General features: G+C 35.1%; 16 protein-coding genes and 1 CRISPR repeat array. Of the genes, 8 read left to right on the plus strand and 8 right to left on the minus strand.

Annotated features, from left to right (window positions below):
• Positions 1–88: 88 nt before the first annotated feature.
• Entirely contained in the window at positions 89–349 is a 261-nt protein-coding gene (locus O4O04_RS17645) for a hypothetical protein (RefSeq protein WP_272533110.1), read from the minus strand.
• A 491-nt stretch (positions 350–840) separates the two neighbouring features.
• Between O4O04_RS17645 and cas9 the strand changes: the two genes are divergently transcribed.
• From cas9 to O4O04_RS17670, 6 genes are all read left to right on the plus strand, one after another.
• Positions 841–5,220, plus strand: coding sequence for a type II-B CRISPR-associated RNA-guided endonuclease Cas9/Csx12 (gene cas9 / locus O4O04_RS17650; RefSeq protein WP_272533111.1), 4,380 nt, complete (start codon positions 841–843; stop codon positions 5,218–5,220).
• On the plus strand, positions 5,198–6,190 hold the full coding sequence (cas1, locus tag O4O04_RS17655) for a CRISPR-associated endonuclease Cas1 (RefSeq protein ID WP_272533113.1): 993 nt from the start codon (positions 5,198–5,200) through the stop codon (positions 6,188–6,190). The genes cas9 and cas1 overlap by 23 nt, the downstream gene beginning before the upstream one ends.
• A 6-nt stretch (positions 6,191–6,196) precedes the next feature.
• Positions 6,197–6,493, plus strand: coding sequence for a CRISPR-associated endonuclease Cas2 (cas2, locus tag O4O04_RS17660; RefSeq protein ID WP_272533115.1), 297 nt, complete (start codon positions 6,197–6,199; stop codon positions 6,491–6,493).
• 250 nt (positions 6,494–6,743) lie between these two features.
• Positions 6,744–8,000, plus strand: coding sequence for an IS256 family transposase (locus O4O04_RS17665; protein WP_272532316.1), 1,257 nt, complete (start codon positions 6,744–6,746; stop codon positions 7,998–8,000).
• Positions 8,001–8,073: 73 nt separating this feature from the next.
• Complete coding sequence (cas4, locus tag O4O04_RS20495; protein WP_442915911.1) at positions 8,074–8,451, plus strand: CRISPR-associated protein Cas4; 378 nt, start codon at positions 8,074–8,076, stop codon at positions 8,449–8,451.
• A 195-nt stretch (positions 8,452–8,646) separates the two neighbouring features.
• A CRISPR array of direct repeats spans positions 8,647–11,711; the repeat unit is 37 nt; unit sequence CAATCATATTCAGTCTTGAGATTCGATCAACTGAAAC.
• A 130-nt stretch (positions 11,712–11,841) separates the two neighbouring features.
• Complete coding sequence (locus O4O04_RS17670; protein ID WP_272533116.1) at positions 11,842–12,093, plus strand: hypothetical protein; 252 nt, start codon at positions 11,842–11,844, stop codon at positions 12,091–12,093.
• Here O4O04_RS17670 and O4O04_RS17675 read toward each other — a convergent pair.
• Complete coding sequence (locus O4O04_RS17675; protein WP_272533118.1) at positions 12,090–12,875, minus strand: mechanosensitive ion channel family protein; 786 nt, start codon at positions 12,873–12,875, stop codon at positions 12,090–12,092. The two genes, O4O04_RS17670 and O4O04_RS17675, sit on opposite strands and share 4 nt — an antisense overlap.
• Positions 12,876–13,315: 440 nt before the next feature.
• On the opposite strand from O4O04_RS17675, the gene O4O04_RS17680 reads away from it, so the two are divergent.
• Both O4O04_RS17680 and O4O04_RS17685 read left to right on the plus strand, forming a co-directional pair.
• A complete protein-coding gene (locus tag O4O04_RS17680; protein ID WP_272533119.1) occupies positions 13,316–14,521 on the plus strand; it encodes a sensor histidine kinase in 1,206 nt (401 codons plus the stop codon).
• 5 nt (positions 14,522–14,526) lie between these two features.
• Positions 14,527–15,183: a response regulator transcription factor gene (locus O4O04_RS17685; protein WP_272533120.1), complete on the plus strand. Its 657-nt coding sequence runs from the start codon at positions 14,527–14,529 to the stop codon at positions 15,181–15,183.
• A gap of 96 nt (positions 15,184–15,279) precedes the next feature.
• On the opposite strand, the gene O4O04_RS17690 is transcribed toward O4O04_RS17685, so the two are convergent.
• From O4O04_RS17690 to O4O04_RS17715, 6 genes are all read right to left on the minus strand, one after another.
• A complete protein-coding gene (locus O4O04_RS17690) occupies positions 15,280–15,750 on the minus strand; it encodes an ankyrin repeat domain-containing protein (protein ID WP_272533121.1) in 471 nt (156 codons plus the stop codon).
• Between the two features lie 36 nt (positions 15,751–15,786).
• Complete coding sequence (locus tag O4O04_RS17695; RefSeq protein WP_272533123.1) at positions 15,787–17,046, minus strand: DEAD/DEAH box helicase; 1,260 nt, start codon at positions 17,044–17,046, stop codon at positions 15,787–15,789.
• Positions 17,047–17,117: 71 nt separating this feature from the next.
• Positions 17,118–17,999, minus strand: a complete 882-nt coding sequence (locus O4O04_RS17700) for an alpha/beta fold hydrolase (protein ID WP_272533125.1) — start codon at positions 17,997–17,999, stop codon at positions 17,118–17,120.
• A gap of 60 nt (positions 18,000–18,059) precedes the next feature.
• Complete coding sequence (gene betA, locus O4O04_RS17705) at positions 18,060–19,712, minus strand: choline dehydrogenase (RefSeq protein WP_272533126.1); 1,653 nt, start codon at positions 19,710–19,712, stop codon at positions 18,060–18,062.
• A 96-nt stretch (positions 19,713–19,808) separates the two neighbouring features.
• Positions 19,809–21,272 (minus strand): betaine-aldehyde dehydrogenase, encoded by a 1,464-nt coding sequence (gene betB, locus O4O04_RS17710; RefSeq protein WP_272533128.1) that lies wholly within the window; start codon positions 21,270–21,272, stop codon positions 19,809–19,811.
• Between the two features lie 62 nt (positions 21,273–21,334).
• Positions 21,335–21,916: a hypothetical protein gene (locus O4O04_RS17715; RefSeq protein ID WP_272533129.1), complete on the minus strand. Its 582-nt coding sequence runs from the start codon at positions 21,914–21,916 to the stop codon at positions 21,335–21,337.
• Positions 21,917–22,034: the final 118 nt, after the last annotated feature.

The following is a 22,034-nucleotide window of genomic DNA, read 5'->3' on the forward strand; positions in this document are numbered from 1 at the left end:
TTACGGATCTATATCATTCAATTTTAATGTAAAATTTTTACAATCTACAACTTATCTTATAAATCTTCCCTGATTCAGTAAATTATTTTTATTTCTTTAAAAACTGATTATTTATTTTATATAGGCTTAGTATTATATAATAAAATATTCCTAAAAGGAAATTTGATAATGAAAAATTTAAATATATTAATATTCTTGAGATTGTCGAAATCCTGATTAAAGCTAATGCAGATGTTAATATGAAAGACAATGCTGGAAAGTCAGCTCTTGATTTTGCTGGAAGCAATTCTACTGCTGATGTATTGAAAGCAGCTGGGGCAAAATAATTCTCTATTTCTGATGCATCCACTGGTGTAATCCAATGTCAGTGGTCGCGCCTAGTGCAAACCTAAGCCAAACTGCAATCGCATACTTTGTTTCTTGGATTCCTTAGATTATAATTTTTAATCTGATAAACCTTATCTATTCTTTTCATCCCCACTTGTAAATACTTAACAGGTCAGAAAATACATATTCAATTGGAGAGCTAAGCATCCTAAAAAAATTGGCTAAAATTGAATATAATATATTCTATAAAATTTGAAGTACTAATATCAATTAGAACTTTTTTATTTGGATGATTCAAATTATCGCAACGTTAATTGATACAATTTGTTGATTTATTTGATACAATTTTAAATTTTTCTGAAATTAAAAATAATTTTCAATTAAATATTAATTTTTGTCCGCTACTCATAAAGTTAGTGTAAAAATTGGTGATTTTAATTTAAACTAGCAAAGGTAATATTTTAGTAAATGGCTTGATATCTTTTATTCATTAAATAGATTATGGATAAAAATATGAATAAACTAATATCACCAATTGCCATTGATTTGGGCGCCAAGAACACAGGAGTGTTTACTTCCACTTATATTCCAGGCGATTTCATATCAAACTCTGATGTAAAAAAAAATGGATATCTCTTTCAAATGGGGGACATTCAACTCTCACAAGCAGGTAGAACTGTTAAAAGGCACCAATTGAGAGGAAATCGAAGAAAAAAGTTAGTTCGAAGATTGCTTTTTCTAATTCTGAAGGAGAAATTCGGAATTAACGAGTTTTCGAGATCCACATCAGAATTTTTGCAAGGACTTTTAAAACGAAGAGGTTTTTCATATATCGCGGAGAATATAAATGAGGATGTTTTAAAATCGGCTGATTTAGAATTTTTCGAACAATTTACCCAAGGAAAAATCACTAAGAAATCGTCTTTATTGAATCAGTTGTTTGATATTTCTCAAAATCTTTACGATGCTCAAAGCATACTTGATTGCGAAATATTTCAAAAAAATAAAAAGGATATTAAGTCTTTTCTTAAAACCCAAGAGATTGAAGTTAACGATGATCTTCTGGATCAAATTGATTCTACGAAAAGTTATTTAGAAACTATAATAAAGTCGGATATAGATGGACATAAACATCGAAGAGATTATATAAAAAATATTTCTAAAGACATAGAAGCTAAGTGGAAAACTATTCAGGAATTTAGTAATCTTAAAATGAAGCCTTTAGATTTTTCAAATCTTTTAGGACATCTTTCCAATCTACAACTTAAACCGCTAAGAAAATATTTCAACGATCCTCAAATGGCTGAAGGAAATGATTATTGGGACGAAGAAAGATTGGGAACTATTATTCGAAAATGGCTAAAGTCCTTGAGACCCTCAGAAGAAAAAGATAAAGAAAAAATAAACACATTATTAAAAAAAATAAAAGGCAATGAAACCAAAGTAATTGGGATACTGTTATCAACCAATCCTGAACTCTCCATACCCCCGTATGAGGACATGAACAATCGAAGGATTCCATCTTGTCAAACCCAGTATCTCCATACTCCTGCACTAAACCAACTCTATCCACAATGGAAGATATGGACGGAGAAGTTAGTTAAGGATTTAACAGACGGAAAAGAGTTGATCGCAGATGCCGGTTTTGATGATTTTCGATTGGATTCAGAGCTGATTATTCTGCAAAAAGTTGGTGAATCGAATAAAGAAATTCAAGATAGGAAACAAGCTAGATTACTTCAGAGGGTATTGGATCTTTCCAAAAAAGTAGATCCATATAGTATCCGATCCCAATCTGTTGAGACTAAAAAAGGTCTGACCAAAAAAGAAAAATCTGAATTAGCAGGGGCTAAAGATAGATTGGATAAACTACTAGGTAAAGATAGTGATGCCTTCATTGAAATGGCAAAAGACTACTACGATCAGGTAAAAACCGTACGCCAGGGGATTGAATTATCTGAAGATTTATCTCTATTCCACACTTGCGAGGAAAAGACAAAAAAGAAAGGAAATAACCAAACAGAAAGCATTCGAACAATAATTGGAATAAATAATATAAGCAATGAAAGATTGGAAACTATTTTAGATACTGTCTGGAAAGAAAGACTTTATGGAAACACGACTCTCAGATCCTATTGCAATTCATGCGAAGAATTACGTAAAAAAGATGGAACAGCATTCATAATTACCGTATCGAGCGTGAAGAAGAAAAAGAAACTCAATATAAATATTACTGATGACCATGAAAAAAAAGTTTCAGGTCTTCTGGATAATTTGAATCTTGCAGTGAAGAAAATCTGTGAAGCATTTCCGGAAATCCAAGAAATAAGCTCCAAAAGAATGGAGAGAGATTGGGAAGATAAAGATTACAATCATCTTCCTTTTGCTAACCTATTTAGCCTAGCTCAGATATTCAATATTTTAGAAGGAGACACAAGAGGTTTTTCAAAAATATGCAATCAATGTATGTTAGAAAATAAATGGAGAGGGACAATAGTTCGATCAGGTTCCAATCTAGACCAAGGTGCGATAGCAAGTCGACTGAATAGTGACACAATTAGGCAATTTGATGGTGTTCTTCGAAGAATGACAGAACGATTGGCATTCGAAATTGCTTATAAAAAGAAAGAAGAACTCAAAGATATCAACCGGAATTCTAAAATCCTGATTCCGATAATCACAGAAATGAATCGTTTTGAATTCAATCTTGACCTAGGTCATTACAAGCAAGAAGCGAGAATTGCTTCCCCTATGCAGAAAAAGGGAAATCAAAAAAACGAACAAGCGTTAGAAAGATTAGAATCATTTGAAGTAAGTAAGAAAGATAGAATCAAAGAAGCATCTCTCAATATTTGCGCAATTACAGGTAGAGCGATTGGAGATAACGGACAGATTGATCATATTATTCCGCGAAGCTACTCAAAGAAGTCGAACGCAACCATCTTCAATACAGAAATGAATCTAATTTATCTCTCAACAGGGGGAAATGTTAAAAAGGGAGCAAAGTTTTATTCAATTAATGACCTTCATCCGAATTATCTCCAAGCTCAGTTTGGAACTAACGAAAAAGAACAAGTTCAAAAACAAATAACGGAAGGAATCGAATCTATTCTTAGAATGAAAAGAAAAGTCTTTCGGTCGTATAGACCAGAAGAACAAAAAATTTTGAGACATAGCTTGTTTGTTCCAGAATTGTTTCCCTTAGTTATTCCTTTATTAGGTGAAGGAATCATGGCAAAGGCGAATGGAACCCAAGCTTATTTGGCAAGAAGTCTACAAAATAAGCTTAAGAATATTTTAGAAAAAGATGGTTTTAAAGAATTGGAATTTTCAATCTTTCATATGAGGTCCGAAGAAATCTCAGATATTCGAAAGTTACTAGGAGAATTTAAATCAGAGTTTGCGAAACCAAGCAAAGATCAAGCACCTGGGAGTCATATTTTGGATGCGGTCTCAGTCCTAGTTGGAAGCCTTGGTAATCCGAAGATACAAACTATATTAAAGACAGATATTTTTTCTGAAGAAAAGGATGATATGTCCAAGGAAGATCAAGCAAAGTCGATTGAAGCTTGCCTCCCAACTCAGATAATAATTCATAAAATTGATAGTTTGCCTAAGTATAGAAAGAAAAATCTAGGAAGTAAGTCACTATTCAAGGACGGAATCTTTGGTGAGAGATTTGTTCCTCTGTATTTTCAGAATGAAAAGCTATTTATAGGATTCGATTCTCAAATGAAATCAGGATTAGAAATCAAGAAAAATCCCGAAAAAGTATTCGAATCATTGAAACCGTATTTTATGATTCACAATATTTCTTATAAGCAAGCTTTGGAGTCATCAAAGAAATCTACCGTTCGATTCCCTATCGATCGAAATAAAGCAGTTAGATATCTTTTCGAATCAGTAAAACAAAATATATGGAACGATGTTTCAGACATTTTACAAGGTTTAAGATATACAGTTTCTAAAAAAGATATAGCTTCACAAATAGTTGATAAGAATAGCAAGATTCAAAATAAAGATGAGATTTTAAAAGATGCACAAAAAAATATAAAGGTCGAAGTATCAAAACTGGAACTAACGGGTGAATCTCTCAAGGGTGTATTTGAATATCCAGGTATTAAAGATTGGGATGCCTTCCTAAAAGAATTCTATAAACACAAGGAAATTAAGACAGGCGAAAAACTGAACCTCGAAATCTACGACAAGTTTTGTCGGGAATACTTCAAAATATCTAAGCAAAATAAACAACACCAAAAAGTGAGAAAGATATTCAGTCTTCCAGTTATTGACAATCCGTCAGGTGGATTTAGAATAAAAAGGAAAAATTATGATGGAACGGAGATTTATCAAGTAGCAACTGCTGATGACGGGTATGCTGCGGGATTTCCTGCCATTGATGGAAATGTGGAAATCCATAATAGTAAAATTGGGATAGCTTTACCAGGTTTAGAAAAAGTAGAAAGCATTTCAACATTGCAAAATAAAAATAATCCTTCAGATGAATTTGTGTTCATGGATGATTGGAGAGAAATTGATGTTTCAGGAATTGAAAATGTAATGAGACTCTGCATACAACCTAACTCATTACCACGTGCTAGGATTTACGCTGAGGTGGATATTAAGGACTTTAAAAAGGTCTGTGAAAACATAGACTCTCTAAGCATATATAAAATACCGCAAGTTTTAAAACTTAAAGATGGCATTAAAATATCAGATAATTTTAAAATTTTAAAGGAACCTAGGGGAGACATTCGCGCGAAATTAATTGATTCCCCCAAAGGGATTATAGGCATTGAATTTATCATTCAATCCACAGATAAAACAATTAGCGAACTCTACAATTCTGGCAAACCGATAGGATCCCCTTATGAGACACCTGACAGTAATTAACGCTGGATCACATTTAAAATTGGACGGTGGTCTTCTGTTGATCATGGAAGGCTCTGATCTTATCAAAGAAGTCCCTCTCAATCGAGTTAAATCTGTCACTGTACTTAATCGAGGAGTTTCTCTGACAAGTAATTTAGTGCAAAGTTTTTCAGATAGGGGGATTCGTCTTTTTATTCAGGATTTCAGAAAGAGGCATACTGCTTGTATCTCTGGAACTCATCAGCATGCAGTGGTGGCAATTCGCAAGAAGCAATTTGAGATGATAGAATCCAAATCTGAAACGATTGCGAGTTCAATTATTTACGGAAAGTTGAGGAACCAAAGAGCGGTACTTTCATATTTCTCAAAATATTTCCAAACTGAAAAAACTGAGAAGTATGAAGAATTAAAAAATACTTCGGAAGAATTATTAGTACTATCGAATCGATTAATTGAATCCTCAAATTCTAACGAGCCAGATTGGAGAAATCGGATCCTAGGTTACGAAGGAAGAGGAGCCGCTATTTATTGGAAGACTATTTCTAACACAGATCTCGGTGGAAATAGCTTCAAATCTCGAACAGGACGAGGAGCTATAGAAATTACAAATCAAGCACTGAACTTGGGATATGCGATCCTTGAGTCTTATGTTTGGAATGCTCTTTCTAATACTGGCATGGAAATATATGCTGGATTTTTGCACACGGACAGACCAGGTAAGCCGTCCTTGGTTGTGGATTTTATGGAAGAATATAGACCTTGGGTAGTAGATCGATCTGTTATGAAATTAAGGGCTGAATTAAATAAAAAAAAGCAGCTCGATGATTCATTAAAAAAATCTCTAATTCAAGAAATCCACAAAACATTTCTAAAAAAATATCATTACAAAAAGCAAAAATTAAAACTTGAATCGATTCTCCAGAAACAAGCGTATCGTTTAGCTGGTTCTTTTTTTGACAAAGAATACAAACCTTACATTTTTAAATGGTAATACAAATTGAATTTATTAAAAGAAATTGTTGTTATTTATGACATATCAAAGAACAAACCAAGAACCAAGTTATTCAAAGAATTAAAAAATATTGGTCTTCAGAATATTCAAAATTCAGTTTTCTGGGGACGAGTAAATGAAGCAGAAAAAAGATCAATTCAAAGATTATTCAAAGAACATTTAGATAAAGAAACCGATAAGGCATTTATACTCGAGACTAGACTCTCGGCACAAATTAAGTTATCCGGATTCGGTTATGGAGATGGTAGTCAATTCGATGAAGAACTATACTACATTGCATAGCTTACCAATCAGCTTATTGAGACAATATATATTTTGTCCCAGGATACCATACTATTCGGAACTACTCGGTTTTAATTCAAATGAACCATTGTGGACTGAGCAAGGGCAAAAATTTCATTCGGACATTGAATCACTAATAAAAAGAAGATTGCCTTCAAAGAGCTAGACTCAAAAACCGTTAGGAATTGAAAAAAGCGGAACCCGTCCATAATATAGTTTTGGACAACAAAATCATAAAGGGGTTCCACCAATGAAAAATAAAAACACAACCACATCGAATAGTCAATCGAATATTGATAGTTTTCGATCTTTTTTAAAATCAAACATAGAAACTGAAATCCGAAAAAAATCCTTAGAATTTATCCAAGAGATCATGGAAGAGGAAATCGAAGCCCTATGCGGAAAAAGATTTAGCCGTAAAGTAGAAGAAAGTCTAGCATATCGTGCAGGTTCAGAGAATGTTTTTGTTCCAATATTGGGTCAGAAACATAAAATCAAAAAACCAAGAGTCAGAAAATCTGGACAAGAAGTTTTACTAGAAAGCTATGCAAATTTAAAATCCGAAGCAGATCTTGGAGAAATTGTTTTCAAACTGATGGTATCTGGTCTAACGACACGGCGATTTAGAGAATGCTTGAAAGATGTATCTGAGCAACTTGGAGTTTCAAAATCAAAGATATCCAGAGAATTTGTAAATGCTTCTAGAGCACATTTTAACAAACTGAATACGAGAAAATTTCCAGGCAAAGAATTCTTTTCCATTTTCATTGATGGTATTCATGTAGCGGATGAAGTGATAGTAGTTGTATTAGGTGTAGATAAAGAAGGACACAAGCATTTTTTGTCGGTGGTACAAGGCTCAAGTGAACATTCTGAAATAGTATTATCTGCTTTAAGGAAACTACAAGATCGTGAAATTTCACTTACTGAACGGGTTTTGGTTGTCTCAGATGGTTCAAAAGGAATTGAGAAAGGCATTAAGCAATACTTTGGTGAAAACTATGATCACCAAAGGTGTATTTTACATAAAATGAGAAATATAAAAGCGTGCTTGCCCAAAGAATATCATGATGAATTTCAAATTGAATATAAAGCAATTTTCAATTTGAATGAATACTCGAAGGCTAAAGAATCTTTGAAAGCAATGGAACATTGGTTAGGGAATATCAGTGAAACAGCTAAGATGAGTCTGTTAGAAGGTCAAGACAATCTATTGACTTGTCATAGAATCCAATTACCAATCGAAATTCGAAAAACATTTCAATCAACGAATCCCATTGATTCAGCCTTTTCACATCCAAGATTTCAAATGAACCGAGTAAAAAGGTGGCGTAAAAATCGAGACATGACAACACGATGGACAGCAGCTCTCCTATATGCACAAGAGCTTCATTTCAGAAAAGTAAAAGGATACAAAGAAATAGAAAAATTTCTATCCAATTATTTAGCCAATAAAAAAGTAATTGAAGAAAACTTTACAGAGATGAATATATCTTTATCCGCCTAATTGATTTCTAACGGTTTTTGGGACAATCTCGCCTTCAAAATTCGGCCTAGCTAATCCAAGATTCGAAAAAAGGATGAATGTTGTTTCCCTTGAACTGAATCTTCATGGGATAGTAGACTATACTTTTTATAATGAAGAATACATAATCCCGATCGAATTTAAAATATCCGGAAATAAACCTACTCGTGGGCAAGAACTTCAATTGCTCGCGTATGGGTATGCTCTTTCGGAAATGAAAAATTTGAAATTTGAAAGGGGGTATTTTCTTTTCGGCAATAACAAAAAGCCTTATTCTGTATTTCCGAGTGAAGAAAAAAGGAAAGATATTAAAAGAATCGTAAGTCAAATCAGAAATGATCAAATAACGATGTTGCTGCCAGATTCTGCAGCATCGATTGAAAAATGCTCTCAATGCGAATTTCTAAATCTTTGCAATGATAGGAATTTTTAAAAAAAGTAACTTACTGACCATACGCGCTGTAGAGGGTCAGCCAATCTTACATTTGATTGATTTCAGTTGTACGAATCTCAATTACAATATGACTTGTTTTCGCAAAATGTCTATCTTTTTTTGCATAATAACAATTTGCGAATTGGAAAAAAAGAAAACCCTCCCAATCCGCTGTTTGAGGGCTTTGGGAGGGCTCAATCATATTCAGTCTTGAGATTCGATCAACTGAAACTTTTATAGCGCATTCGTATAAGAATTCTAGATCCCAATCATATTCAGTCTTGAGATTCGATCAACTGAAACTTCCATACGCAAACTTTGAGAGTGCGACAAATGGCCAATCATATTCAGTCTTGAGATTCGATCAACTGAAACAATATCTATGGCATCGAGCTTCAAGACTTTCCAAACCCAATCATATTCAGTCTTGAGATTCGATCAACTGAAACTGTATCTCTCTCCGCTCCGCAAAGCGATTTAAAGCAAGCAATCATATTCAGTCTTGAGATTCGATCAACTGAAACCATAAAACCAGCTTTTCTTTATCTCCCTTAAGCCGACAATCATATTCAGTCTTGAGATTCGATCAACTGAAACAGATGGGTTGATGATAATAGTTGGTGGTTGGTGTCAATCATATTCAGTCTTGAGATTCGATCAACTGAAACCTTTGAGTTTTCTTTGTTCTTCAAGTTTGATTGCAATCATATTCAGTCTTGAGATTCGATCAACTGAAACCATAGTTCGTAACGAATTCCTTTTGATGCGGATAGCAATCATATTCAGTCTTGAGATTCGATCAACTGAAACCGTAATGTCGCTTTCATAAGATCCAAGCCTAGAACAATCATATTCAGTCTTGAGATTCGATCAACTGAAACGAAAGTTTATCGCGAGGAGTTCCTTTTCCTGTTGGCAATCATATTCAGTCTTGAGATTCGATCAACTGAAACTTTGGGTTTTTCGGTTTTTCTTCTTTGGCAGGTTCACAATCATATTCAGTCTTGAGATTCGATCAACTGAAACATCTTTTTCCCTTTATCATCGACTACACCAAAACAATCATATTCAGTCTTGAGATTCGATCAACTGAAACTATCATCGATCTATATATTCGCTTATGGCATTTCCAATCATATTCAGTCTTGAGATTCGATCAACTGAAACGTAGTATAAGATCAGAACATCAACCTGCTGTTCGGTGCAATCATATTCAGTCTTGAGATTCGATCAACTGAAACATACATCAAAGCTACTGAATCCAATCAAATGGCTATCCAATCATATTCAGTCTTGAGATTCGATCAACTGAAACATACATCAAAGCTACTGAATCCAATCAAATGGCTATCCAATCATATTCAGTCTTGAGATTCGATCAACTGAAACTGTTACCTACCCTATGGGATTGGCGAACTTATTACCAATCATATTCAGTCTTGAGATTCGATCAACTGAAACTGTTACCTACCCTATGGGATTGGCGAACTTATTACCAATCATATTCAGTCTTGAGATTCGATCAACTGAAACGATCGCAAAGGATCGCACCTTCTGCTTTTATTAGCAATCATATTCAGTCTTGAGATTCGATCAACTGAAACCGATCAATTACTTTCTTAACAACTACGGATCGACAATCATATTCAGTCTTGAGATTCGATCAACTGAAACTATTGTTCGTTGCCTCCTCGAGAATGTCTCTCTCGCAATCATATTCAGTCTTGAGATTCGATCAACTGAAACGTTGCGACCGACTCATTCACGAATCCAGCTAATCGGCAATCATATTCAGTCTTGAGATTCGATCAACTGAAACTCGATTAAGCCATCCGGAATAATCCGCTGCTTTGTCAATCATATTCAGTCTTGAGATTCGATCAACTGAAACGTCGGTGTGATGATTATATTTTGGCTGAAATCATTACAATCATATTCAGTCTTGAGATTCGATCAACTGAAACAACCTATATTGATGAAATCACAAAGCTATTTACACAATCATATTCAGTCTTGAGATTCGATCAACTGAAACAAATAACCGCTTCAAAACCGAATCACGATGCTCTCAATCATATTCAGTCTTGAGATTCGATCAACTGAAACGAAAGGGGGATTTTGGACGAAAATGGGCGAAATCCCAATCATATTCAGTCTTGAGATTCGATCAACTGAAACTGAAGATAACCCGATGGGTTGCATCAAACATTTAAACAATCATATTCAGTCTTGAGATTCGATCAACTGAAACTTAGTCTCCGATGCTTCATAGAACCGACTAACAATCATATTCAGTCTTGAGATTCGATCAACTGAAACAGGATCTTGGATAAGTCAAAAAAGTCGGTTGCGTTCAATCATATTCAGTCTTGAGATTCGATCAACTGAAACAGATTTCTAGCTCATAAGCGTTTGCGACAAATTTCACAATCATATTCAGTCTTGAGATTCGATCAACTGAAACCGGCTTTGTCTTCATTCTTTGCGTTCTCTGATTTCCAATCATATTCAGTCTTGAGATTCGATCAACTGAAACGCGGCTGCAAGCCATGTCATACCAGAGTCCTGAGACAATCATATTCAGTCTTGAGATTCGATCAACTGAAACTCTACGGATGGAATAGCCCAATAACCGCCAAGATCTGCAATCATATTCAGTCTTGAGATTCGATCAACTGAAACTTTTAGTTGATTTAAAATAAATCACTATCGCAATCAATCATATTCAGTCTTGAGATTCGATCAACTGAAACATCATTTTATATTCCTTTACCAGGCAATTAAATTCAATCATATTCAGTCTTGAGATTCGATCAACTGAAACATAACCCGTCGAACTCTCGCTTACTTGCGCCTTTGTCAATCATATTCAGTCTTGAGATTCGATCAACTGAAACCGATTCTCGCAAGCTCAATCTCATCGTCAGTTAGTCAATCATATTCAGTCTTGAGATTCGATCAACTGAAACTTCTAGATCGGTTTTGAAATTAGGGTCATTCTTTTCAATCATATTCAGTCTTGAGATTCGATCAACTGAAACTGGCGGAAAGCCATTTTTACGGATATGAGAGAGGCAATCATATTCAGTCTTGAGATTCGATCAACTGAAACAAATAACATTTTCAAAACCGAATCCCGATGCTCTATCAATCATATTCAGTCTTGAGATTCGATCAACTGAAACCCTGGTAAAGCAGATTACGAATTAATTGCTGCCTGGAACAATCATATTCAGTCTTGAGATTCGATCAATTAAATTTAAAGATGCGAACTCTCGATGCAGAATTAAAAGACATTTTTTAGACCAATTGCACATAATCTTTATTATAACAAAAATAATTCTAAAAAATAATTTGATTATTAGTCGGGCCATTATAATATACAGTAAAATGCAAAAAAAGAAAATACTAAATATTCTGAAAACAATTACAATGGAGGAAGCTGAATCGAATATCTATAATTTTTTTGGAGATGACTTCGACTATAATCTTACTGTGGCTTCTTATATGAAATTTAAAAATATCGATTTGAAAACTGCGAAAGCAATAGTCGACTATGAGAATTCGCAGCTTGATCAAATGAGAACAGATCAAGAAATCCGATCCAAACTACAACCTCCACAATACAATCCTCATCTCTAAATCTTTTCCATTTCAATACGAAATTTTGGTAGAGAACTAGGATAATTTTTTTGCAAAAATCCAATCAATTTCTCTCGAATATCACAACGTAGATCCCAAGCATGAGAAGCATTCTTTGCGCTAACAAGTGCTCGTATTTCCATGGATGTATTGGTACAATTTGTAACCTGGATTCCGCATACTCGCCCATCCCAGAGTGGATGATCTTTTACGATTTTCTGCAATTCTGTTCGTATCTCATCAACTGACACAGAATAATCCAAGTATAAAAATACAGTTCCTAAAATATCGGAAGATACTCTGGTCCAATTCTGAAATGGCTTCTCGATAAACTGTGCAATGGGAACGATCAACCTTCGCTCATCCCATATTTTTACAACAACATAAGTAAGAGTGATCTCCTCGATCTTACCCCATTCACCTTCTATAATCACAACATCATCTAAACGAATCGGTTGAGTGATAGCAATCTGCAATCCAGCAAATATATTGGCGATACTTTTCTGTGCAGCAAAACCCATGATGATTCCTGCCACTCCAGCAGATGCAAGTAGTGAAACACCGATTTGACGAATGGAATCAAATGTCATTAGAATTGTAGAAAACGAAACAATCAATATCACGACATTGACAACTTGCCGGAACAATCGAATCTGCGTTACGATCTTTCTTGCATTCAAATTATCTTCAGCTGCTATATCATATTTCTTAAGTAAAACATCCCGACCCACAGAAACGGATCTGATAACAAACCAAGTTACACCCAAAATTAATAATATCATCCTAAAGTGGTTTATAACATTTTCCGTTTCGGGATCGGCAATATCTAGATAGACTTTGGATAAATTGAGGATAAGAACAGAGATAAAAAAGCGAATTGGCCCTCGGAAATTTGTCCAGAAGTATGTAATTCGCAATCCTGCCCATTGCATTGGATAAGCAATTATTAATGGGAGAACATAACCTCCTAAGAAAACAACTATAATTAAGTATGAAATATTTTGTAGATACAGCCAATCTATAGAATTAATTAGTTTTATCGGATTTTCCTCCTATTGAATTCGATACTATAAATTCTGACGCCTTTCGCCCATACATGCAACAATTTATTTAATTTGACGGATTCTTAATTTTAAAATCATATATAGATTATCCATCATTGGAGTTCTATCTGATAATTAATTTATTTCATAACCTCTCGAATTCGAAGCCTCTTGATAAAATGGCTTTGCTATCCGTATATTATGATTCTGCTAGTAGAATCGTATACCCTGGAGTGGTTTTTATACTTGCCTATCTTCAAAGTGTTTTCCTCGAATGGGGTAACCAAAGTTCGCCAAATTTTACTATCTCACTTCTGCAATTGATTCTAAGCATTGGACTGGTCTGTATTTCCTTCTTTTATAAAAAGAACCTTTCTGTATCTATTATTGGTATTCATATCGTTATGATTGGAATCGCTCTTCTCGAAATCGAAAGTGGATTCCATGATCCTGAATTCTCTTTCAATGATGCAAGAAATTGGCTTGCTATCATTGCTCTTTTGGGCGTTTGGAGTTTCACGTATCCTGGTAAAGTTTCGAGATTTGTTCTTATCTGGACTGCAATATTATTATATTATCTAATTAGAATCATTATAGAACATGATATGACGCTTCCTATAAATACCCTGAAAGATATGAGTACAATCTTTCCACTATTTGTATTTTTCTTTTTTATAAATAATTGGTGGTTTGGAATGGGTTACCTTGCGGCTTACCGAGGAATCCTACTAGAGGAAAAAAATCTAAATTTTCTTAGGGATATTCATGATAATGTTGGATCTCAACTAACAGATCTAAGTTTATACTGCAAGCAATTGAAGGAAAAAGACGGAATCAGTTCAGATAAAATAATCAAAATACAAATTTATGCTGATAAAGCACTTGCAAACCTCAGAAGACAAGTTCATGAACGAGATGAGGAAGAAATTCTTAAAAAGTCGTTTCTAGATGGAATTCGAATCATCCTTTTGAGAAGGTATTCCGAAAGTGGACGAAATGTTCGTTTCCAAATTGATGAGAATTCGAAGTCCAAATTATCGGCACCATTTATATCAGAATTTGTGGACGACTTAAAATCCGTGGTTAATGAAATTTCATCGAATGACCTTAGATACGGCTCGGGATCTACAATTTGGCGTTTTGCATCGAATCAAAATTCAGTGGATCTTGTTGTATTTTCCAAGACTATGGAAAATATGCTTCGAGAAGTTTCTGGAATTGGAGAGAAAAATATTATTTCACGATTGAATAAGTACAAAGCTTCATATAACAAAAAAACAACAAGCGATTCTAATCTAGATAATCCAGATTATGATTTTACTATTAGAATATCGCTTCCGCTTAGCAGTGATTTATATATTAAGGAATCGGTCAATAGTCAGTAATCCATATGAATATTGGAATCGTCGAAAACGAAATATTATTTGCTGAGTATCTCATAGAAGAAATCATAAAATGCAATGATAGTCATAAAATAAAAACTTGGAAATCTGCTGAATCTTTCTGGAGAGATCCAACCAAGGAAGAAATCGATATCCTGCTCGTTGACATCGGACTGCCTGGCATGGATGGAATAGAGCTTTTGAAACTCTACCATGAAAAAGAAGGACGAAAAAGCATTGTCATATCATCGATGCAAGGTGATGATACAATTTTTGGCGCAATCAGATTGGGAACTTCGGGTTACATTCTAAAATCAGAACTATCTTCTTTATGTGAGACACTCGATACAGTGGCAAATGGTGGCGCAACAATTTCTCCATCCATTGCTGCTCGTGTTCTTCATCAATTTAGAAATCCGATTCAAAATGAATCCACCGAGAATTCCGAAAAATTGATTGAACCTGTTAGTGTTGAAACCCTTTCGAAACGAGAGAAACAAATTCTTGAAGAAATCATCAATGGTCTTTCTGCGATCAAAATTGCAGAACTTTTTGGAACAACCGATGGGACAGTCCGTCAGCAGATAAAGAATATATACAAAAAATTGCAGGTCAATTCACGAGTTGAGCTTATGAGAAAAGCCCGTGACCTTGGAATGTTTTAGTTGAATCCTCTAGATTGCAATTTACTTTAAAGAATCTATATTTCAATAATCAAATGTTTTTTATTCTGAGTTGATCGATTGCAATTCAGGGTGATTCTACATCAAATATCTTTTGCCAAGATTATCACGAAGATTGGGATCAGCGCCTGCACTTAACAGAAAATCCGAAATATCTCCAAGTCCGTCATAACTATTCGCAATATGAATTGGAGTTATTCCTCTATTATCGGCGCAGTTCGGATCTGCACCTTTCCAGATTAGTAGCTTAACTGCATTGATATTGCCAGATTCAACAGCAAAATGCAGAGGATAAATTCCATCTTCATCACTTTGGTTTGGATTGAGTCCGCTAGAAAGCAGCGTCTCAAGAAAAACTAGGTCATTTTGTTCGGTTGCAGCAATCTTAAGTAAAGTATGACTTGATTCTAGAAAATCAGATTCGTTTAATAATCTGACTAGAAGAGTTTGGAATTTATTATAGTTATGATTCTCAATGGAAGAAACTAATTCCCTTATTCGACTATTTATCTTTAAACGATTGATTGAAGAAACTAAGCTTGCTAACATCAGGTTGATTGTTCAAAAAGTTTTTATAAATGTCGATCACTTTTTCCTTGGATAGAACTTCTTTCCAGATGCAGATCCAGAATTTTTCTTAGACGCTGGTCTAGATGCTCGAGGTGGTCTCTGAGGTCTTGGTGACGCCTTCACAACATTATGATTCATCAAAGGATAAGCATGTCCTTCAACGACTGGAATTGATTTACCAATTAATTTCTGAATATCTTTTAGATATTCTTTTTCTTCTGCATCACAAAATCCAATAGCAATGCCACTTGCACCAGCTCGTCCAGTTCTTCCAATGCGATGAACATAGGATTCCGGAATATTTGGTAGTTCGTAGTTGATCACATGCGATAGTTCGTCGATATCAATACCACGTGCAGCAATATCAGTCGCTACCAAAACTCGAATCGTTTTAGACTTGAATTTGTTCAGTGCATCTTGTCTTGCATTCTGAGATTTATTACCATGGATTGCGAGTGTTGGTATCTTGGATTGAATTAATGCTTTTGTAACTTTATCAGCCCCATGCTTAGTACGAGTAAATACTAATACTCGTTCTATTTCTTTATTCTTTAGTAAATCAATCAACAATTTATTTTTGTTTTCTTTATCAACAAAGTAGACCACTTGATTTATTGTATTGGCAGTGCTCGATACTGGAGTCACTTCCACTTTCGCTGGATTCACTAGTATAGATCCTGCAAGCTTTAGGATTATTGGTGGCATGGTGGCTGAGAAAAAGAGCGATTGCTTATTCGTTGGTAACTTTGTTATAATTCTTTTGACATCATGCACAAAACCCATATCTAACATTCTATCTGCTTCATCTAACACGAAGTATTTGATATGTTTTATATCTGCATGACCTTGATCCATAAGATCAAGTAGTCTTCCTGGAGTTGCAATTAGCACATCAATTCCTGCACGTAAAGCCTCGACTTGCTTATGTTGTTTCACACCACCGTAGATCACTCGATACTTTAAGTTGGTAAATTGTCCATAACTTGCAAAACTCTCACCAATCTGAATTGCTAGTTCTCTCGTCGGTGTTAAGATTAAGGCACGGATTTTCTTCCTTTCTTGATTGGTCGCTCGATCTTCATACAGAAATTGAATAATTGGGATAGCAAAAGCTGCAGTTTTGCCAGTGCCTGTTTGAGCGCAACCCAAGATGTCTTTTTTCTTGAGGACAAGTGGTATAGCTTGTGCTTGGATCGGAGTGGGTGTTGTGTAGCCCTCGGATTGGAGTGCTTTCAAGATCGGGTCAATAAGTTCTAAATCATTAAATGAGGTCATCTAGGTATAGAATTCCTGAGCTGGCCTTGGTGACAATGGATTAATAAGTCAAATTTTGAGCTAATTTGCAGTTAATTAATTTCTGCATTTAGAAATTTCTCAATCATGGGAACAACTAGATTCTCTTCTTTAAAATCAGAAGATATTGTGGTAACTTCTCCAATATATTCACCATGACCGCCTGGAATAATTGATAATCGAGAATTAGAAATCTGCCTATGTAATTCAATAGCATGTTCAGGAGTGATGATATCTTTATCGCCAATGATTATTAAGGTTGGAACTTTTATCGTCTGAATTTTATCATCTGAAATATCTTTAAAATTCAACATTCTCTTTGCATCTTTATCATGCATGGTTTGCATACCGCTTTTGTCTTGGGCAACTTTTTCGTAGCCTTCTTTCAATTGCTTTGGCATATTTTCTAGCTTTGCTTTTTGCATAAATCCCCAAAACCAATCTGGAACACCATTGCGTTTGGCGAGAGCTGAACATAGAATTAATTTATTAACTATATTCGGATGTTTGATCGCGATTTGTAGACTAGTAGTTCCTCCATTGCTAAAACCTAAAAAATCAGATTTTTCAATTTTCAAATTATTGAGAAGTGTAAATACATCGACAGCATCTTGCTCAAATGAAAGATCAGCATCGCGATCACTTGTCCGTCCATGAGCCTGTAATTCAACCGCTATTACCTTTCTGTTCTTGGCAAGTAATGGTATGATTTTTTCAAAACTTGTCTGAATAGTAGATCCACCACCATGAATTAATACAATTGGTTTTCCTTTCCCATAAATTTCATAATACATTTTGAGACCGTTCACATTTGAATAACCGCTTTCAAAATTCAATCTTTCACTTGCGTTGTTTTGCATATTCGATTTTTGTGTTTGGTCTTTGCAGAAAGTCACCGCGAGAATCAATAGTATAAAATAAATGGATCGAAACATTCTGTGAAACTCCAATCCATTCTGAACTATCCGCTTTGTCAGTTTTATTGCCTGAAGATTTTACAATTTATAGAAATCATGGTTTAGCGGCTTCAATGAACTATTGCCCAGAATTATATCGCTTGCTTTTTCTGCTACCATCATTACGGGCGCATAGATATTTCCGTTCGTTATAGATGGCATTGTTGAGGCATCTACAACGTACAATCCGTCCATACCGTGCACTTTCATTGTATTCGGATCAACCACCGACATCGAATCTATTCCCATCTTGCATGTGCAAGAAGGGTGAAGAGCTGTTTCTGCATCTTTTGCAACCCAATCAAGGATTTCAGAATCTGACTCGACATTCGGACCGGGCGAGATTTCTGAATCGTTGAATTCATCGAAACCAGGTTGTGTCAAAATTTTGCGTGCTAACCGAACAGCTTCAATCCATTCTTTACGATCACGAGGAGTTGATAGATAATTGAATTGAATCGAAGGCTTTGTATATGGATCAGCCGATTTGATTCGAACTCTTCCGATTGTATCAGCATACATAGGACCCACATGAACTTGATATCCATGATCGTTTGAGATAGAAGTCCCATCATAACGTATAGCAAGCGGAAGAAAATGGAACATGAGATTGGGGTATTTAACCTCTTCATTGCTCCGAATAAATCCTCCCGCCTCGAAATGGTTAGTTGCTGCAGGACCTTTTCTCATAAACAACCATTGGAATCCAATCCATGGTTTGTTGTACCATTTTAAAGCTGGAGCCATTGAGACTGGCTTCTTACATGCGTATTGAATATATACCTCCAAATGATCTTGTAAGTTTTCTCCTACACCAACAAGTTCATGTGAGACTGGAACTCCAACAGATTCCAGGTGTTCCGGATTGCCTATACCGGATAATTGCAATAGCTGTGGAGATGCAAATGCACCTCCACAGGAAATAATATTTTTACCGTATATAATCTCAGGTTTTCCGAATCCAAATGAGCATTCAACACCGACTGCTTTCTTACCTTCAAGAATTATTTTTGATACAAAAGCTCGAGTTCGGATTCGTAAATTTTTTCTAGATTTATTAGGATGGAGATAAGCTCGCGCAGCACTGAGTCTTCTTCCCCGATAAATATTTCTATCGAATAAAGCAAATCCTTCTTGTTTATAACCGTTCACATCGTCCGTTAAAGGGAATCCAGCTTGCTGAACTGAATCAAAAAATGCTTTGAACAATGGCGTCATTCCTGGTCCACGCTCCAATTTTAAAGGACCAGAACGACCTCGAAATGGGTCATCATCAATCGTAGACGCAAGACAGTTTTCCATTCTTTTGAAATAAGGAAGACAATGTGCATAGTTCCAATTGTCCATTCCTGGATTAGATCCCCATTTCTCATAGTCAAGCGGATTGCCTCTTTGAAATATCATTCCATTTATACTACTTGATCCACCTAACACCTTACCTCTTGCATGATAAATTTTTCTTCCATTCATATATGGCTCTGGATCCGATTCATATTTCCAATCATAGAAACGATTACCAATTGGAGTTGCAAGTCCTGCTGGCATATGAATAAAGATATCCCAGATAGAATCATTTCTCCCAGCTTCCAAAACCAAAACCTTATTCGCAGGATTTTCGCTCAAACGAGCTCCTAGACAAGAACCTGCTGATCCTCCACCGATTATTATAAAATCAAATATTTCCTTTTTCAATTCCCTAACCTCTCATGATTTTCCTAATTCAATAAAATATTTATTCCAATTAAATAATATTCTTCTAATTAAAATAGACCAATTATCATAAATTTATTAGAACGGACTAAATACTTCGGACTTCGAGTAGTATATACTTTTCCTCTTTGTATAAAATTGGAGAGCATCTAAACCATTTTCCTTTCCAAAACCCGATTGCTTGGTTCCACCGAAAGGCATCTCCATTGGCGTCAAATTATAATTGTTGATCCAGATCATACCTGATTCAATCTCATCACAAAATTTTTGAATTCGATTTATATCCTTTGTGAAGATGCCAGCACCTAATCCAAATTCTGTGGAATTGGCTCTCTCAATCACTTCATTCTCAGACTTAAAACTTAGCACAGACATCACAGGTCCGAATATCTCTTCTTGAACAATTTTCATACTATCTTGACAGTCATAAAAAATCACAGGTTTCATAAAATAACCATTTGTCCATGGATCACTTGGAAGCTCGCCAAATTCAATTGGATTAGCACCTTGATCAATCCCCGACTTAACATAGTCTCTAACTTTAGAAAGATGCTGTTTGCTTATCAATGCACCTACATTTGTTTTTAAATCAAAGGGATTTCCAATCCGAATAGAATTTGAAAATTCCAAAATTGATTTTTTGAAAGATGCAAGAAAGCTCTCTTCCACAAAGACACGAGTACCATTCGTACACACTTCTCCTTGGGTATAGAAATTTGCGGAAAGTGCAGCTTTTGCAGCAACATTGGGATCGACATCACTAAAAAGTATCAATGGAGATTTACCACCTAACTCCATTGTTAAAGTCTTGAGATTTCCAGAAGAGTCTGACATAATTTTTCTGCCGGTTCCCGCCTCTCCAGTAAAAGAAATTTTCTGAATTCCTTGATGTTTAGTGAGAGCTTGACCAACATTAGCACCACCTTGCAGAACTTGGAACAAACCCTTAGGTAGACCAGCCTCTTCATAAATTTCTGCAAGTCTTACCGCAGACAATGGCGTTAGTTCAGATGGTTTGAATAGAAACGCATTGCCACAGGCTAGTGCTGGAGCGGACTTCCAGGAAGCAATTTGAAAAGGATAGTTCCATGCTCCAATACCAGCACAGATACCAATAGGTTCAACCTTAGTGAAGATATCAGCATCAGGCAGAGAGTAGTAATCTCCATGAAGAGTAATTGCAAGATTACCATAATATTCTAATGCATCAGCGGCTGTGATAATATCAACCTCTAACGCTTCTGAAAGAGGCTTTCCCGTATCCCAAACTTCCATCTCGGCTAATTCTTGTTTGTATTTGCGAATTAAAAATGCAGCTTGGATTAAAATGCGTCCTCGATCCCTAGTCGAAAAATTCTTCCAACTCTTCTGCGCAATCGTTGCAACATCAACTGCTTCGTCTATTTGGTTTACACTAGATTCGAAAGTTGAAAATAACTTCTCTCCATTTCCAGGAAAATATACATCAAACTCATTAGTGGATCTACCTTGAACTTTTTTACCATTAATATAAGAATATGCAACTTTTGGTCTATTATTCATAACCCCATTATAATATAATAAGATTTACTATCCACCTTCTTTTCTAAAAAAAATCTTTCGATCTATTGTCTAATAATTTCCAAAAATTCCTGAACGGAACTTGGATTCTTATCAAAACCTTTCTGTTTCAATCGAAAACTACTTACCTTCAAAAGATGAGTAAGAACTTCACTGCTTTCTTCTTCCATTGTGTAAATCGCGCCTAGGCGCTCGCCTTCGCTAAATGTCTTGTGTAAATTTGTATTTTGGTTCACCGGATAGAAAGCTAAAACAGTTGGATTGTTGGATTCCATATCAGTCATTGTCACGAGATTGATCCGCTCTCCTAAATTTATTTTATCACTCCAGAATACAGGGACAGTAAATTCGCGATCTCCCATTACTATTATTATGTTGAATCCATCTTTTCCTTTTTTATATTTAGAAAGCACTGTGCCTTCCCAATGGAAACCTTTTCTATTATTGATAGTTTCTCTCATTTTCTTAATTTTTGCGTATAGAATGAACGGAACAAATAAGTTTACCGTAAATACTAAAAAATATAGAATTACCCAATAATTCTTCTTCTCAATTAATTCTGGAATTGCAAAAGTAAAAGATAGATAAATCATAAAAAATATCATAAAATTAAAGAAAATATACATAAATATAATTTCCTTTTTAGCAGATTGTAGCTCTTTCGAACTTAGTAAGGCATCGTATTGGATAAATTTTTCTAATCGAATCATAGGACGATAAATTGATAAATCATGAAAACTGATC

The organism is Leptospira sp. GIMC2001 (genome assembly GCF_028462125.1).
Taxonomy (GTDB): Bacteria; Spirochaetota; Leptospiria; order Leptospirales; family Leptospiraceae.

Excerpts from the sequence above, each read along its gene's own strand:
- cas9 (WP_272533111.1), top strand. The coding sequence starts at position 841 with ATGAATAAACTAATATCACCAATTGCCATTGATTTGGGCGCCAAGAAC.
- cas1 (WP_272533113.1), top strand. The coding sequence starts at position 5,198 with ATGAGACACCTGACAGTAATTAACGCTGGATCACATTTAAAATTGGAC.
- O4O04_RS17665 (WP_272532316.1), top strand. The coding sequence starts at position 6,744 with ATGAAAAATAAAAACACAACCACATCGAATAGTCAATCGAATATTGAT.
- cas4 (WP_442915911.1), top strand. The coding sequence starts at position 8,074 with ATGAATGTTGTTTCCCTTGAACTGAATCTTCATGGGATAGTAGACTAT.
- O4O04_RS17670 (WP_272533116.1), top strand. The coding sequence starts at position 11,842 with ATGCAAAAAAAGAAAATACTAAATATTCTGAAAACAATTACAATGGAG.
- O4O04_RS17675 (WP_272533118.1), bottom strand. The coding sequence starts at position 12,875 with ATGATATTATTAATTTTGGGTGTAACTTGGTTTGTTATCAGATCCGTT.
- O4O04_RS17680 (WP_272533119.1), top strand. The coding sequence starts at position 13,316 with ATGGCTTTGCTATCCGTATATTATGATTCTGCTAGTAGAATCGTATAC.
- O4O04_RS17685 (WP_272533120.1), top strand. The coding sequence starts at position 14,527 with ATGAATATTGGAATCGTCGAAAACGAAATATTATTTGCTGAGTATCTC.
- O4O04_RS17690 (WP_272533121.1), bottom strand. The coding sequence starts at position 15,750 with ATGTTAGCAAGCTTAGTTTCTTCAATCAATCGTTTAAAGATAAATAGT.
- O4O04_RS17695 (WP_272533123.1), bottom strand. The coding sequence starts at position 17,046 with ATGACCTCATTTAATGATTTAGAACTTATTGACCCGATCTTGAAAGCA.
- O4O04_RS17700 (WP_272533125.1), bottom strand. The coding sequence starts at position 17,999 with ATGTTTCGATCCATTTATTTTATACTATTGATTCTCGCGGTGACTTTC.
- betB (WP_272533128.1), bottom strand. The coding sequence starts at position 21,272 with ATGAATAATAGACCAAAAGTTGCATATTCTTATATTAATGGTAAAAAA.
- O4O04_RS17715 (WP_272533129.1), bottom strand. The coding sequence starts at position 21,916 with ATGTATATTTTCTTTAATTTTATGATATTTTTTATGATTTATCTATCT.